Source organism: Pseudescherichia sp. AS216, from assembly GCF_037152055.1.
GTDB lineage: Bacteria > Pseudomonadota > Gammaproteobacteria > Enterobacterales > Enterobacteriaceae > Pseudescherichia.
On record NZ_JBBCMV010000007.1, the window covers coordinates 168,200 to 183,788 of the forward strand.

General features: G+C 54.5%; 15 protein-coding genes. All 15 read right to left on the reverse strand.

Features of this window, described 5'->3' with window-relative positions; genetic code table 11:
• Positions 1-37: 37 nt before the first annotated feature.
• Positions 38-925: a phosphate ABC transporter permease PstA gene (gene pstA / locus WFN61_RS18720; RefSeq protein ID WP_144818265.1), complete on the reverse strand. Its 888-nt coding sequence runs from the start codon at positions 923-925 to the stop codon at positions 38-40.
• Entirely contained in the window at positions 925-1,884 is a 960-nt protein-coding gene (gene pstC / locus WFN61_RS18725) for a phosphate ABC transporter permease PstC (protein WP_144818264.1), read from the reverse strand. Before pstC ends, pstA begins: the two co-directional genes overlap by 1 nt.
• A 126-nt stretch (positions 1,885-2,010) precedes the next feature.
• On the reverse strand, positions 2,011-3,051 hold the full coding sequence (gene pstS / locus WFN61_RS18730; RefSeq protein ID WP_257758854.1) for a phosphate ABC transporter substrate-binding protein PstS: 1,041 nt from the start codon (positions 3,049-3,051) through the stop codon (positions 2,011-2,013).
• 198 nt (positions 3,052-3,249) lie between these two features.
• A complete protein-coding gene (gene glmS, locus WFN61_RS18735; protein ID WP_313575368.1) occupies positions 3,250-5,079 on the reverse strand; it encodes a glutamine--fructose-6-phosphate transaminase (isomerizing) in 1,830 nt (609 codons plus the stop codon).
• A 191-nt stretch (positions 5,080-5,270) separates the two neighbouring features.
• A complete protein-coding gene (gene glmU, locus WFN61_RS18740; protein WP_337039081.1) occupies positions 5,271-6,641 on the reverse strand; it encodes a bifunctional UDP-N-acetylglucosamine diphosphorylase/glucosamine-1-phosphate N-acetyltransferase GlmU in 1,371 nt (456 codons plus the stop codon).
• Between the two features lie 717 nt (positions 6,642-7,358).
• Positions 7,359-7,778: a F0F1 ATP synthase subunit epsilon gene (locus tag WFN61_RS18745; protein WP_042393503.1), complete on the reverse strand. Its 420-nt coding sequence runs from the start codon at positions 7,776-7,778 to the stop codon at positions 7,359-7,361.
• Between the two features lie 20 nt (positions 7,779-7,798).
• Entirely contained in the window at positions 7,799-9,181 is a 1,383-nt protein-coding gene (gene atpD, locus WFN61_RS18750) for a F0F1 ATP synthase subunit beta (RefSeq protein ID WP_042393505.1), read from the reverse strand.
• A gap of 31 nt (positions 9,182-9,212) precedes the next feature.
• A complete protein-coding gene (gene atpG / locus WFN61_RS18755; RefSeq protein WP_042393507.1) occupies positions 9,213-10,076 on the reverse strand; it encodes a F0F1 ATP synthase subunit gamma in 864 nt (287 codons plus the stop codon).
• Positions 10,077-10,126: 50 nt separating this feature from the next.
• Positions 10,127-11,668 (reverse strand): F0F1 ATP synthase subunit alpha, encoded by a 1,542-nt coding sequence (gene atpA / locus WFN61_RS18760; RefSeq protein WP_042393509.1) that lies wholly within the window; start codon positions 11,666-11,668, stop codon positions 10,127-10,129.
• 12 nt (positions 11,669-11,680) lie between these two features.
• The gene (gene atpH, locus WFN61_RS18765; protein WP_042393511.1) at positions 11,681-12,214 is read right to left on the reverse strand and encodes a F0F1 ATP synthase subunit delta; all 534 of its coding nucleotides are present in this window, start codon (positions 12,212-12,214) and stop codon (positions 11,681-11,683) included.
• 14 nt (positions 12,215-12,228) lie between these two features.
• Complete coding sequence (gene atpF, locus WFN61_RS18770) at positions 12,229-12,699, reverse strand: F0F1 ATP synthase subunit B (protein ID WP_042393514.1); 471 nt, start codon at positions 12,697-12,699, stop codon at positions 12,229-12,231.
• A 62-nt stretch (positions 12,700-12,761) separates the two neighbouring features.
• Positions 12,762-13,001, reverse strand: a complete 240-nt coding sequence (atpE, locus tag WFN61_RS18775) for a F0F1 ATP synthase subunit C (protein WP_000429386.1) — start codon at positions 12,999-13,001, stop codon at positions 12,762-12,764.
• Between the two features lie 50 nt (positions 13,002-13,051).
• Positions 13,052-13,870, reverse strand: a complete 819-nt coding sequence (gene atpB / locus WFN61_RS18780; protein ID WP_257758858.1) for a F0F1 ATP synthase subunit A — start codon at positions 13,868-13,870, stop codon at positions 13,052-13,054.
• An 8-nt stretch (positions 13,871-13,878) separates the two neighbouring features.
• Positions 13,879-14,259 (reverse strand): F0F1 ATP synthase subunit I, encoded by a 381-nt coding sequence (atpI, locus tag WFN61_RS18785; protein WP_042393520.1) that lies wholly within the window; start codon positions 14,257-14,259, stop codon positions 13,879-13,881.
• Between the two features lie 614 nt (positions 14,260-14,873).
• Positions 14,874-15,497, reverse strand: a complete 624-nt coding sequence (gene rsmG, locus WFN61_RS18790) for a 16S rRNA (guanine(527)-N(7))-methyltransferase RsmG (protein ID WP_144818258.1) — start codon at positions 15,495-15,497, stop codon at positions 14,874-14,876.
• Positions 15,498-15,589 lie beyond the last annotated feature (92 nt).

Here is a 15,589-nt window from a genome sequence, read left to right on the forward strand (position 1 = left end):
TCCTCAACTGGGCGCGGCCGGAGCCACGCCGCAAAATTTAACCGTTCTTCTTCGCGAAGATGACGCGAGCCAGGATGTTCAGCAGCAGCACGCACAGGGTGATAATCAATACGCCAGCCCAGGCCAGCTGTTGCCACTCGGCAAACGGGCTCATGGCAAACTTAAATATGGTGACCGGCAGGTTCGCGATAGGCTGCATCATATCCGTGCTCCAGAACTGGTTGGAGAGGGAGGTGAAGAGCAGCGGCGCGGTTTCGCCAGCGATACGTGCCACAGCCAGCAGCACGCCGGTCAGGATGCCGGAGATAGAGGCCTTCAGCGTAATCGCAGAGATCATCTTCCATTTCGGCGTGCCCAGCGCATAGGCGGCTTCACGCAGGCTGTCCGGAACCAGCTTCAGCATGTTCTCGGTGGTGCGGATAACGATCGGTACCTGCAGCAGCGCCAGTGCAATCACGCCTGCCCAGCCGGAGAAGTGCTCCATCTGCGCCACCACGATGGTGTAGACAAACAGGCCCACCACGATAGAGGGGGCAGAGAGCAGAATATCGTTGATGAAGCGGATCACCTCGGCCAGCCAGGATTTACGCCCGTACTCGGCAAGGTAGATGCCCGCCATAATACCGAGCGGCGTACCAAATACGGTCGCCCAGAGGATCAGCAGGCCGCTGCCCGCCAGGGCGTTTGCCAGCCCACCGCCCGCGGTGTTCGGCGGCGGCGTCATCTCGGTGAACAGCGCCAGCGACATGCCGTCGATACCGCGCGTCACGGTGGAGAAAAGGATCCAGACCAGCCAGAAGAGGCCAAACGCCATGGTTGCCATCGACAGCGTCAGCGCGAGACGGTTTTTCATGCGGCGACGCGCCTGCATTTTACGGCGCGACTCGGCCAGCGCCGTCGTGGTTTGCATTTCGAGCGTAGCCATCAGCGTGCCCCCTCGTTTTTCGCCAGACGCAGGATCATCACTTTCGAAATCGCCAGCACGATAAAGGTGATCACAAACAGGATCAGCCCCAGCTCCATCAGCGCGGCAACGTGCAGCCCGGACTCCGCTTCAGCGAATTCGTTAGCCAGTGCAGAGGTGATGCTGTTACCCGGCATATAGAGCGAGGCGCTGTCGAGCTGGTAGGTGTTACCGATGATAAAGGTCACCGCCATGGTTTCACCCAGCGCGCGGCCCAGGCCAAGCATGACCCCGCCGATCACGCCATTTTTGGTGAACGGCAGCACGATGCGCCAGATCACCTCCCAGGTGGTGCAGCCGATGCCGTAGGCTGACTCTTTCATCATCACCGGGGTTTGTTCAAACACGTCGCGCATCACCGAGGCGATGTACGGAATGATCATAATGGCGAGAATAATACCCGCAGCGAGGATACCGATACCAAACGCCGGGCCGGAGAAGAGCGCGCCCACAAACGGAATGGTAGAGAGCACGTTGCCCACCGGCTCCTGGAAATAGGTGGCGAACAGCGGAGCGAAGATAAACAGCCCCCACATGCCGTAAACGATACTGGGGATAGCAGCGAGCAGCTCAATAGCGATACCCAGCGGACGCTTCAGCCAGCCGGGAGCCAGCTCCGTCAGGAACAGTGCGATACCGAAACTCACCGGGACGGCGATCAGCAGCGCAATAAAGGAGGTCACCAGCGTACCGTAGATCGGCACCAGCGCACCGTAGATATCGTTCGGGGCGTCCCACTCTTTGGTCCACAGGAAAGAGAAACCAAATTTCTGGATGCTTGGCCAGGAGGAGACAATCAGGGAGACGATGATGCCGCCAAGCAGCAATAGCACAATCAGCGCAGCCAGTTTGACCAGCGCGCCGAAGATCATGTCACCTTGTTTACCCGGTGGGTTAAAAGCAGGCTTGGTTGCAGCCATAAATTACTCTTCTGTTATGTACGTCTTACGAATTTGCCCGGTGGCGCGAACGCTTACCGGGCCTACAGTTTTTATCCGTAGGGCGGGAAGCCTACGCCTCCCGCCATCTTCGTCAAAAAGATCCTGTTAGTACAGCGCTTTACCGCTGCTGTCTTTCACATTCGTTTTCCATGCGGCACGAACCTGCTCAACCACGCTGTCCGGCAGAGTTGCGTAATCCAGATCGTTAGCCTGTTTCGCGCCGTCTTTGTAGGCCCAGTCAAAGAACTTCAGCACTTCAGCGCCCTGCTCAGGTTTCTTCTGCTCTTTATGGATCAGGATGAAGGTGGTAGAGGTGATCGGCCACGCGTTATCACCCTTCTGGTTAGTCAGGTCCTGAGCGAAGGTTTTGCTCCAGTCCACGCCTTTCGCGGCGTTAGAGAAGCTCTCTTCAGTCGGAGAAACCGGTTTGCCATCGGCAGAGACCAGCCTGGTGTAGGCCAGGTTGTTCTGCTTAGCGTAGGCGTACTCTACGTAGCCGATAGAGCCAGGCAGGCGCTGTACGAACGCGGCGATACCGTCGTTACCTTTGCCGCCCAGGCCGGTCGGCCAGTTCACGGTAGAGCCAGAGCCAATTTTTGATTTCCACTCTTCGTTTACTTTCGCCAGGTAGCTGGTGAAGACGAAGGAGGTACCGGAGCCATCAGCGCGACGCACTACGGCGATATTCTGTGAAGGCAGCTTCATGCCTGGGTTGAGCTTAGCGATCGCTTCGTCATCCCATTTTTTGATTTTGCCCAGGTAGATGTCACCCAGCGTTTTACCGTCCAGCACCAGCTCACCGGATTTCACGCCCGGCAGGTTAACCGCCAGCACCACGCCACCGATAACGGTCGGGAACTGGAACAGGCCTTCCTGATTCAGTTTCTCATCAGACAGCGGAGCGTCAGACGCGCCAAAATCCACGGTGTTAGCAGTGATCTGCTTCACGCCGCCGGAGGAGCCGATACCCTGGTAGTTAACTTTGCTACCGGTCGCTTTCTGATAGGTATCCGCCCATTTGGCATACACTGGCGCTGGGAAAGTTGCACCCGCGCCGGTCAGGCTTGCCGCTGCGCTAACAGCGAAAGCGCTCAGGGATAAGGTCGCGGCGACAACAGTAGCGACAGTGGTACGCATGACTTTCATAATGTCTCCTGAGGGATTGTAAATCGTTGTTTGGTTTCTACGATATGCAAAATAGGACAACCAGGTGACAGTTAAATGTACGTATTATGACATTTTTATGACAGGCGCTTATTTGACCGAAAATGGTCTATGGATTGTTTAAAAATAGCACAACGAGGAGAGACGTCCCGCCAGTAGCGACGGGACGTAAGAGGAACATTACTCTACGGTTACAGATTTCGCGAGGTTACGCGGCTGGTCAACGTCGGTGCCTTTGATCAGCGCGACGTGGTAGGCCAGCAGCTGCAGCGGCACGGTGTAGAAGATCGGCGCAATCACCTCTTCCACGTGCGGCAGCTCGATAATGTGCATGTTATCGCTGCTGGTGAAACCGGAATCCTGACCGGCGAAGACATAGAGCACGCCGCTACGGGCGCGAACTTCTTCGATGTTGGACTTCAGTTTTTCCAGCAGTTCGTTGTTAGGTGCCACAACGATAACCGGCATATCGGCATCAATCAGCGCCAGCGGGCCGTGTTTCAGCTCGCCTGCGGCGTAGGCTTCCGCGTGGATGTAGGAGATCTCTTTCAGCTTCAGCGCGCCTTCAAGAGCGATAGGGTACTGATCGCCACGGCCCAGGAAGAGGGCGTGGTGCTTCTCAGAGAAGTCCTCTGCCAGCGCTTCAATACGTTTGTCCTGGGAGAGCATCTGCTCGATACGATTCGGCAGCGCCTGCAGGCCATGCACGATATCCTGCTCGATAGAGGCATCCAGACCCTTCAGGCGGCTCAGCTTCGCCACCAGCATCAGCAGCACGGTGAGCTGGGTGGTGAAGGCTTTGGTCGACGCCACACCGATCTCTGTGCCAGCGTTGGTCATCAGCGCCAGATCGGATTCACGTACCAGCGAGGAGCCAGGCACGTTACAGATCGCCAGCGAACCGAGGTAGCCCAGCTCTTTGGAGAGGCGCAGCGCGGCCAGGGTGTCCGCCGTCTCACCAGACTGGGAGAGGGTGATCATCAGGCTGTTGCGGCGCACGGCGGATTTGCGATAGCGGAATTCAGAGGCGATTTCCACATCGCACGGGATACCGGCCAGCGATTCAAACCAGTAGCGTGACACCATCCCGGAGTTGTAGGAGGTACCGCAGGCGATGATCTGGATATGCTCAACCTGAGAGAGCATCTCGTTGGCTTTCTCGCCCAGCTCGCTGAGATCGATCTCACCGTGGCTGATACGCCCGATCAGGGTGTTTTTAATGGCGTTCGGCTGCTCGTAGATCTCTTTCTGCATGTAGTGGCGGTAGATACCCTTATCGCCTGCGTCATATTGCAGATTAGATTCGATGTCCGGGCGCTTCACTTCCTGACCTTCACGGTCATACACCACGACGCTACGGCGGGTCACTTCCGCAATGTCACCCTCTTCGAGGAAGATAAAGCGGCGGGTCACCGGCAGCAGAGCCAGCTGGTCAGAGGCGATGAAGTTTTCGCCCATGCCAAGACCGATAACCAGCGGGCTACCGGAGCGGGCGGCCAGCAGGGTGCTCGGATCGCGGGTATCCATGATAACCGTACCGTACGCGCCGCGCAGCTGCGGGATAGTGCGCAGAACGGCATCACGCAGCGAGCCGCCTTTTGCCAGCTCCCAGTGCACCAGGTGAGCGATCACTTCGGTATCGGTTTCGGAGACAAATTCATAGCCGCGCGATCTTAACTCTTCGCGCAGCGGCTCGTGGTTCTCAATAATGCCGTTATGCACCACCACGATATGTTCAGAGACATGCGGGTGAGCGTTGCCTTCAGACGGTTCACCGTGCGTCGCCCAACGGGTATGGGCAATACCGGTTCCGCCATGCAGCGGATGCTCTTCCGCTGCCTGAGAGAGCATCTGGACTTTACCGAGACGACGCAGGCGGGTCATATGCCCTTCACTGTCGACTACTGCCAGACCGGCAGAGTCATAGCCACGGTATTCGAGACGACGTAAGCCTTCGAGAAGGATTTCAGCAATATCACGCTGCGCAACTGCGCCAACAATTCCACACATAGTTAGATTTCCTGATTATGGCGTAAGCCATGCGTTGTCGGTCAACCTGCGTTACCCGTTTTCCGGGCGCCCCGAGCCTTGTAGAGAGTGGGGTTATTTTTATAGCTACTGCTGGTGGGCGGGCGATCTATATTGACCGCCTCATCCCTGTATGCCGGACGACGCGAACGCCAGGCCGGCTACAAAATGGTTTACTTCTTCTTGACCGGACGTTTCCAGCCCTTGATATGGGTCTGTTTCACTCGGCTGATTACCAGCTCGTCCTCGGCAACATCACGGGTTACCGTGGTACCCGCAGCAATAGTGACGCCGCTGGCTACGCTCACTGGAGCGATAAACTGTGAATCGGAGCCGACAAAAACGTCGTCGCCGATAATGGTTTTATGCTTGTTGGCACCGTCGTAGTTGCAGGTAATGGTACCGGCCCCGATGTTAACGTTGTCGCCAATCTCCGCGTCGCCCAAATAGGTGAGATGGCCTGCCTTCGAGCCTTTGCCCAGCCGCGCCTTCTTCATTTCGACGAAGTTACCGACGTGCGCGCCGGCCAGCAGCTCTGCGCCAGGGCGCAGACGAGCAAACGGACCGATGGTGCAGGCGGCTTCCAGGGTCGCATCTTCAACCACGCTGTAAGGGCTGATTTCGCAGTCGTCGCCGATAACACTGTTTTTGATCACGCAGCCCGCGCCGATTTTGACCCGGTTGCCCAGCGTGACGTTGCCTTCCAGAATAACGTTGGTGTCGATCTCGATATCACGGCCGTGGCTCAGGGTACCGCGCAGGTCAAAACGTGCCGGATCGCGCAGCATCACACCAGCCAGCAGCAGCTTTTCTGCCTGCTCGGACTGATAGACACGCTCCAGACGAGAAAGCTGCAGACGGTTGTTCACGCCCTCAACTTCGCTCAGACGCTGCGGATGCACCGCGGCGATCTCACGCCCTTCGAAGTAGGCCAGTTCGATAATATCGGTGATGTAGTACTCACCCTGCGCATTATCATTGGTGAGCTTGCTCAGCCAGCGCTTCAGATCCGCACCGTTGGCAATTAAGATGCCCGTATTGATCTCCTGAATCTTATGCTGTTCAGGGGTCGCATCTTTATGCTCAACGATGCCGGTGACCTTCCCGTCCTGGCGGGTGATGCGGCCATAGCCGGTGGGATCGTCAAGATTGACCGTTAACAGCCCAATGCCGCCCTGCGGCTTGGCATCGCGCAGGCGCTGCAGAGTCTCAACGGAGATCAACGGTACGTCACCGTAGAGCATGAGGATATCTTCGTCATCGGCAAAGCCCGGGGCAGCCTGCTGCATAGCATGGCCCGTACCCAGCTGTTCCGCTTGCAGCACCCAGTTCAGGTTATCGTCACGCAGCGTCTGCTTAAGCAGATCCCCGCCGTGGCCGTAGACCAGGTGAACGTGACGTGCGCCGAGATTATTCGCGGCATCAATGACATGCTGTACCATCGCTTTCCCGGCGAGAGTATGAAGCACTTTAGGAAGATCCGAATACATGCGGGTTCCCTTGCCAGCGGCAAGGATCACCACGCTCATGCTATTGTTCAACATACGCGTCCTGACTCTGATTTGAAGAAGAATTTTTACCGTTTACTGTTGAAATTACTACATTTTTTTCAACGTGAAATGGGGTGCGTATAAAATGTGCGTTTTGCATCTTTTATTCGCGTTGCTCCCCTTATTTTGGCCCATCATAAAACGAATTGCTGCATAAAGCGTACATATTGCTGCCCATGTACTCGCTATGCCGATGTTTTTATGTTTCTTTCGTTGCCTGAATAAAGAGGGCGCAGTAAACCAGCTGCCGCTTCGGCGTAAATTGAGGGTGAGTATAAGGGGATCCCGAAGAGGAGAATCCAGGTCGATCGGGCGATATTGGTTGAACAACATTGGTTGAGCCACATAAAACACAAAGGCCGCCCGTCAGGCAGCCCTTGTTATGTTCTGTTCACACCGCCAGCGGTGGTGGTTCTAATCGGCGGTATCAGGCGTGACTACAGATTAAACGTACCAAAAGAAACGTTCATGTTATTGAAGAAAGCGATGATTTTGTTAATCAGTTTCATGATGTTTTCCCGGTCGATGGATTTATTAATGTGACTTACTTCACAAAAATAAGTCTACGCCGCGTTGATTAATCGATCAACATTTTTGTGATTAAAGTCACAAAAAAGATAAAACACCTTTTCAATAACCCACGAAGCCAACGCACAGGCATAAAAAAAGCCAGCCTGGAGACCAGACTGGCTTCGTACGTTCAAGCCGGTGTTACATCGCTTTTTTGGTCAACTCGATAACGCGCAGTTTCGCAATAGCTTTGGCCAGCTCCGCAGACGCCTGAGCGTAATCCACGTCGCCGTGCGAGCTCTTAATGTGCTCTTCTGCTTTACGCTTCGACTCCAGGGCTCGCGCTTCGTCGAGATCCTGGCCACGAATCGCAGTATCAGCCAGTACGGTCACGGTGCCTGGCTGTACTTCAAGTACGCCACCAGACAGGTAGATAAACTCTTCATGACCGTGCTGTTTCACGATGCGGATCATACCAGGCTTAATGGCGGTGAGCAGCGGGGCGTGACCCGGGAAAATCCCCAGTTCACCTTCGCTACCCGTTACCTGGATTTTCTCGACCAGACCAGAGAACATCTGTTGCTCTGCGCTGACCACGTCCAGGTGGTAAGTCATTGCCATATCACCCTCCGATTAAGGCGTTAAAGTTTTTTGGCTTTTTCCACGGCTTCGTCGATGGAACCCACCATGTAGAACGCCTGCTCCGGCAGGTGATCGTACTCGCCTTCCATAATGCCTTTAAAGCCACGGATAGTGTCTTTCAGGGAGACGTATTTGCCCGGAGAACCGGTAAACACTTCTGCCACGAAGAACGGCTGGGACAGGAAGCGCTGGATCTTACGTGCGCGTGCTACCACCAGTTTGTCTTCTTCAGACAGCTCATCCATACCCAGGATGGCGATGATGTCTTTCAGCTCCTGGTAACGCTGCAGGATAGACTGTACGCCACGCGCGGTGTCGTAGTGCTCCTGGCCAACTACCAGCGGATCCAGCTGACGGCTGGTAGAGTCCAGCGGGTCAACGGCCGGGTAGATACCCAGAGATGCGATCTGACGGCTCAGTACCACGGTTGCGTCAAGGTGCGCAAAGGTGGTGGCTGGAGAGGGGTCAGTCAAGTCATCCGCAGGTACGTATACCGCCTGTACAGAGGTGATAGAACCGGTTTTGGTGGAGGTGATACGCTCCTGCAGAACGCCCATCTCTTCCGCCAGCGTCGGCTGGTAGCCTACCGCTGAAGGCATACGGCCCAGCAGTGCGGATACTTCCGTACCGGCCAGGGTGTAACGATAGATGTTGTCAACGAACAGCAGAACGTCACGACCTTCGTCACGGAACTTCTCAGCCATGGTCAGGCCGGTCAGTGCAACGCGCAGACGGTTTCCCGGCGGCTCGTTCATCTGGCCGTACACCAGGGATACTTTGTCCAGAACGTTGGAATCGGTCATCTCGTGGTAGAAGTCGTTACCCTCACGAGTACGCTCACCCACGCCTGCAAACACGGAGTAACCGGAGTGCTCGATCGCGATGTTACGGATCAGCTCCATCATGTTTACGGTTTTACCTACGCCCGCGCCGCCGAACAGGCCGACTTTACCGCCTTTGGCGAACGGACACATCAGGTCGATAACCTTGATACCGGTTTCCAGCAGTTCCTGAGAGCTGGAGAGCTCTTCATAGGACGGTGCTGCACGGTGGATAGCCCAACGCTCTTCTTCACCGATGTCGCCTTTCATATCGATCGGCTGACCCAGTACGTTCATGATACGACCCAGGGTCGCTTTACCTACCGGCACTTCGATCGGGTGCTCGAGATCCTGAACTTCCAGACCACGACGCAGACCGTCAGAAGAACCCATAGCGATGGTACGTACGATACCGCCGCCGAGCTGCTGCTGAACTTCCAGCACCAGACGCTCATTACCATTTGTCACTTCGAGGGCGTCGTACACGTTCGGTACGGCGTCCTGCGGGAACTCGACGTCCACCACGGCGCCGATTACCTGGACAACTTTTCCAGTAGCCATCTTGAATCCTCTACGAATTTCCTAAACCTGGTTAAACCGCAGACGCGCCACCGACGATTTCGGTGAGTTCCTGAGTTATGCTGGCCTGACGAGCTTTGTTGTAAACCAACTGCAACTCTTTAATCAGGCTACCGCCGTTATCGGTTGCGGCTTTCATCGCCACCATACGCGCGGCCTGCTCGCTGGCCAGGTTTTCTACAACACCCTGATACACCTGTGACTCGACGTAACGACGCAGCAGGGTATCCAGCAGCGCTTTCGGATCGGGCTCGTACAGGTAATCCCATGCTTTATGTTTCAGATCGTCATCCTCTGATGCCGGCAGCGGCAGCAGCTGGGTGATGGTCGGAGACTGGGACATGGTGTTGATAAATTTGTTACTGACGATGTAAAGCTTGTCCAGACGACCTTCGTCGTAGGCCTGCAACATCACTTTTACCGGGCCGATCAGTTCGGACAGGGAAGGGTTATCCCCCATGCCGGTTACCTGAGCGACAACGTTGCCGCCTACGGAGTTGAAGAACGAGACGCCTTTCGAGCCGATCATCGCGAGTTCGCTCTGAACGCCCTTGTCGGACCACGCTTTCATATCCGCCAGCAGTTTTTTGAACAGGTTAATGTTCAAACCACCGCACAGACCACGGTCGGTAGACACCACCAGGTAGCCCACGCGCTTAACGTCGCGTTCTTCCAGGTAAGGGTGCTTATATTCCAGATTACCGTGTGCAAGGTGACCAATCACTTTGCGCATGGTGTCTGCATAAGGACGGCTGGCTGCCATTCTGTCCTGCGATTTACGCATTTTGGAAGCGGCGACCATCTCCATCGCTTTAGTGATCTTCTGCGTGTTCTGGACGCTTGCGATCTTACTACGTATCTCTTTTGCGCCGGCCATGAGCTTCTCCTCAATGCCTTGCGGTCTGCCCTAAGACAGACCGCCAGACGTTACCAGGACTGGGTTGCTTTGAAGGAATCGAGGATGCCTTTCAGCTTGCCTTCGATTTCGTCGTTATAGCCACCGGACTGGTTGATCTCTTGCATCAGCGGAGCGTGGTCACGGTCAACGTAAGCCAGCAGAGCGGCTTCGAAGCTACCGATTTTCGCCAGTTCCACATCTTCGAGGTAACCGCGTTCAGCCGCGAACAGCACCAGACCCTGCTGCGCAACAGACATTGGAGCGTACTGTTTCTGCTTCAGCAGCTCGGTCACTTTCTGACCGTGGCTCAGCTGTTTACGGGTTGCTTCATCCAGATCGGATGCGAACTGAGAGAACGCAGCCAGTTCACGATACTGTGCCAGCGCGGTACGGATACCACCGGACAGTTTCTTGATGATCTTGGTCTGAGCAGCACCACCCACACGGGATACAGAGATACCCGGGTTAACCGCCGGACGAATACCGGAGTTAAACAGGTTGGTTTCCAGGAAGATCTGACCGTCGGTAATCGAGATTACGTTGGTCGGAACGAACGCAGAAACGTCACCCGCCTGGGTTTCGATGATCGGCAGCGCGGTCAGAGAGCCGGTTTTACCTTTTACTTCACCTTTGGTGAAGTTCTCAACGTACTCAGCGTTTACGCGGGATGCGCGCTCCAGCAGACGGGAGTGGAGATAGAACACGTCGCCCGGGAATGCTTCACGTCCTGGCGGACGACGCAGCAGCAGGGAGACCTGACGGTAAGCAACGGCCTGTTTGGACAGGTCATCGTACACGATCAGTGCATCTTCACCGCGGTCACGGAAGTATTCGCCCATCGCACAGCCAGCATACGGAGAGAGATACTGCAGCGCAGCGGATTCAGAGGCGGTAGCCACCACAACGATAGTGTTGGACAGCGCACCGTGCTCTTCCAGCTTACGCACTACGTTAGCAATGGTGGACGCTTTCTGGCCGATAGCCACGTACACGCACTTGATGCCGGAGTCACGCTGGTTGATGATCGCATCGATTGCCATCGCGGTTTTACCGGTCTGACGGTCACCGATGATCAGCTCACGCTGGCCACGGCCGATTGGGATCATGGCGTCAACAGACTTATAACCGGTCTGAACCGGCTGGTCGACGGACTGACGTTCGATTACGCCCGGTGCGATAACTTCGATAGGCGAGAAGCCATCGTGTTCTACCGGACCTTTACCGTCGATTGGCGCACCCAGGGTGTTTACCACGCGGCCCAGCAGGCCACGGCCGACCGGCACTTCCAGAATACGGCCGGTACACTTAACCTTGGTGCCTTCGGCGAGGTCAGCGTACGGACCCATCACAACTGCACCTACGGAGTCGCGCTCCAGGTTCAGTGCGATAGCGTAACGGTTACCCGGCAGGGAGATCATCTCACCCTGCATACAGTCAGCAAGACCGTGGATACGGATAACACCGTCACTTACAGAAACAATAGTACCTTCGTTGTGAGCTTCACTCACAACATTGAACTGAGCAATGCGCTGCTTGATCAGTTCGCTGATTTCGGTGGAATTCAGTTGCATGCTCCAGTCCCCTTAAGACTGCAAGACGTCTGCGAGGCGTTCAAGACGGCCGCGTACGCTGCCATCAATGACCATATCACCCGCACGGATGATAACGCCTGCCATCACAGACTTATCGATTTTGCAATTCAGCTTCACTTTGCGTGACAGACGTTTTTCCATCGCGACGCTGATTTTCGAAAGCTGTTCTTCACTCAGTGCGGTTGCCGAGGTGACTTCAACCTCAGCGGTAGCCTCGCTGGCTGCACGCAATTGAATAAACTGCTCAAGAACATCAGGGAGCGCATTCAGACGACCGTTCTCTGCCATCACCTTAATCAGGTTCTGGCCGTTGGCGTCCAGCTGCTCTCCACATACTGCGATAAACGACTTAGCGAGCGCTTCCGGTGCTATCGCACCGGAGAGAAGCTCTGCCATTTGTTCGTTTTTTGTCACCTCGGCGGCAAACGCCAGCATATCCTGCCAGCGCTCTACACTCTGGTGTTCGACGGCAAAGTCAAAAGCTGCTTTGGCGTAGGGGCGAGCTACCGTAACAAATTCAGACATCAGCCCCTCCCTCCTTACAGTTCAGCGACAAGTTTGTCCACGATGTCGCTGTTAGCAGCTTCATCCACGGAACGTTCGATGATCTTCTCGGCGCCAGCAACAGCCAGGACCGCAACCTGCTTACGCAGCTCTTCGCGAGCGCGCTTACGTTCGGCATCAATTTCTGCCTGCGCCTGCGCCACGATTTTAGTACGTTCCTGCTCTGCTTCGGTTTTGGCTTCGTCCAGGATCTGGGCACGGCGTTTGTTCGCCTGCTCAATGATTACCTGGGCTTCCGCTTTCGCCTTTTTCAGCTGGTCGGTCGCGTTGGCCTGTGCAAGGTCCAGATCCTTTTTAGCTCGTTCAGCAGAAGCAAGACCGTCAGCAATCTCTTTTTGACGTTTTTCGATGGCAGCAATCAACGGCGGCCATACATACTTCATGCAGAACAGAACGAAAAGGACAAACGCGATGGCCTGGCCGAGGATTGTTGCGTTAAGATTCACAGCACAATGCCTCTTATCTAGTTAACGTTCTGATATTGCCCGTAAAAATCAAGCAACGCTTACTACGCGACAGCAAACATCACGTACAGACCCAGACCTACAGCGATCATTGGGATAGCATCCACCAGACCCATAACGATAAAGAACTGAGTACGCAGCAGAGGGATCAGATCCGGTTGACGCGCTGCGCCTTCCAGGAATTTACCTCCGAGGATGCCGATACCGATCGCAGCACCGATTGCCGCCAGACCCATCATCACAGCGGCAGCCATGTACAGCAGATCCATATTCAGGTTTTCCATGACAGTCTCCAGTTTGTTTCAGTTAAAACGTAGTAGTGTTGGTAAAAAAATCAGTGCTCTTCAGACGCCATCGACAGATAGACGATCGTCAGAACCATGAAGATGAAGGCTTGCAGCGTAATGATCAGGATGTGGAAAATGGCCCACGGCACATTCAGGATCCACTGTGACCACCACGGCAACAGACCAGCAATCAGAATGAAAATCAACTCACCGGCATACATGTTGCCGAACAGTCGCAGACCGAGCGAAACCGGTTTAGACAGCAGGCTTACCCCTTCAAGGATTAAGTTGACAGGAATAAATGCCCAGTGGTTGAACGGCTGCAGCGTCAGCTCTTTCGTGAAGCCGCCAATGCCTTTCATTTTGATGCTGTAGAACAGAATGAGGATAAATACGCCCAGCGCCATCGACAGGGTGATGTTCACGTCCGCAGACGGAACCACGCGCAGTGCCGGCAGGCCGAGAACGTGCTCGCCAATCCACGGCAGGAAGTCGATAGGCAGCAGATCCATCAGGTTCATCAGGAATACCCAGACGAAAATCGTCAGGGCCAGCGGCGCGATCACCTTGCTCTTGCCGTGGTACATGTCTTTCACGCTACCGTGGACAAAACCAATGACCAGCTCAATCGCCGTCTGGAATTTTCCTGGGACGCCGCTGGTTGCCTTTTTGGCAACGCCACGGAACACCATCAGGAACAACAGGCCCAGAACCACCGAGAAGAACATGGAGTCGATGTTCAGCGTCCAAAATGTGGCCGGGGGGTTATGCGGATCCACCAGCGAGAACGTACGCAGGTCAATCTGAAGGTTGTTCAGATGGTGACCGATGTAGTCCTGCGGTGTTGAGATTTCTCCTGCAGACATGATGCCTCTTACCCTTTGTTGTTAATTACAGCGGGTGCCAGTATCTGTACAACCAGCACCGAAACCCACGTCACGATCAGCGGCAAAAAAACCGCCTTCAAAACCGCCAGCGCCACCACCAGCAACACGAAGGTTGCCAACACCTTGAACGCTTCACCGAAGGCGAAGGACCAGGCCATGCGGCCTTTAGCAGGTGTATGCGCCTGATGACGCCAGGCAAAAATCATAAACAACATATTTGGCAGCACGACTGCCAGTCCACCGCATAATGCGGAGACGCCCCAGAAGGGGTCTTTGAGGCTAAACAGTAATCCACTTACTATCACAGCCAGAAACTGAATGAACAGAAGCTTACGAGCAACGTTTCTACTCAAGAGCGACAAAGACATCACGTTTTTACTCCTGCTCACTTCGAGGTATGTCGCGTGTCGTATAAAACGTTCTTTACGGCTCAGAGTCAAGCATCAAAAAGCGAGCAAATTATACGGTGCGGCCCCGTGATTTCAAACAATAAGTAGCAAAAAGGTGAATAAATGTTTAAATAAATTTCCCGAGGGCTATTTTTTCACTTTCTGACAAACTGTGAGCGCTAGTGCAAATTTGGGTATTGCGCGCCAACACTGATGTTAAAGCGTGCATCAGATCACAAATTGAACATTTGCGCTCAGAACATATTATTCGTGCTAAGAAATTAAGTTGACTCATCTTTTTGATATTTTTGCTGAATCTTATCCACTCTTTCTAAAAAAGCACGATATACAATAAAAACCTTTTATTGACATTCTTAATAAACATTTAACATCTCTGTAAAATTTATTTTGCTGATTTTTAGCAGCCTGATACTTTCCCTGTTGACTATTTTCACGGTTAAGCAAAATAGCAGGTTAACAACTGGAAAAGTCACAGTAAAATCAAGGTTAAATCTTGAAAAATCTTCCGCTGCTTTGTTTCGCTTTTTTTAACAGATTCTCTACAGCGGAAAATAGCTATTTTTTGATAAAAATTAAAGCGAGTTTGCCTTAACGATCACCAAATGACGTTCTCCTTCCAGCTGCGGAACGCGCAGTTTTACCACCGACTCCACGCTGAACCCAGACGGCAGCTGAGCAATCTCATCGTCAGGCAGCTGGCCTTTCAAGGCGTAAAAACGCCCCTCCCCTGCCGGCAGGTGATGACACCAGCTAACCATATCAGTGAGCGAGGCAAAGGCGCGGCTGATCACGCCATCGAACGGCGGCTCGGCCGGAAATTCCTCTACGCGGCTCTGCACCGGCGCGATGTTGTCAATCTTCAGCTCATGCTGCACCTGACGCAGGAAGCGAACACGCTTGCCAAGGCTGTCCAGCAGCGTGAAGTGCGCCTGGGGCAGAACGATGGCCAACGGCACGCCAGGCAGGCCAGGCCCTGTTCCTACGTCGATAAAGCGGGTTCCCGTCAGGTGAGGCGCAACCACCACGCTGTCCAGAATGTGGCGAATCAGCATCTCGTTCGGATCGCGTACCGAGGTGAGGTTGTACGCCTTGTTCCATTTGTGGAGCATATCGACATAGGCCACCAGCTGCTGTTTCTGGTGATCGGTGAGCGAAATGCCTGCATCGTTGAGCAGACGAGAGAGTTTGTTGAGCACGGTAGTTACCTGTCTAAAATTGAATTGCCCGGTGTGGCGCTGCGCTTACCGGGCCTACAAATTCGTAGGGCGGGTTAGCGAAGCGCCACCCG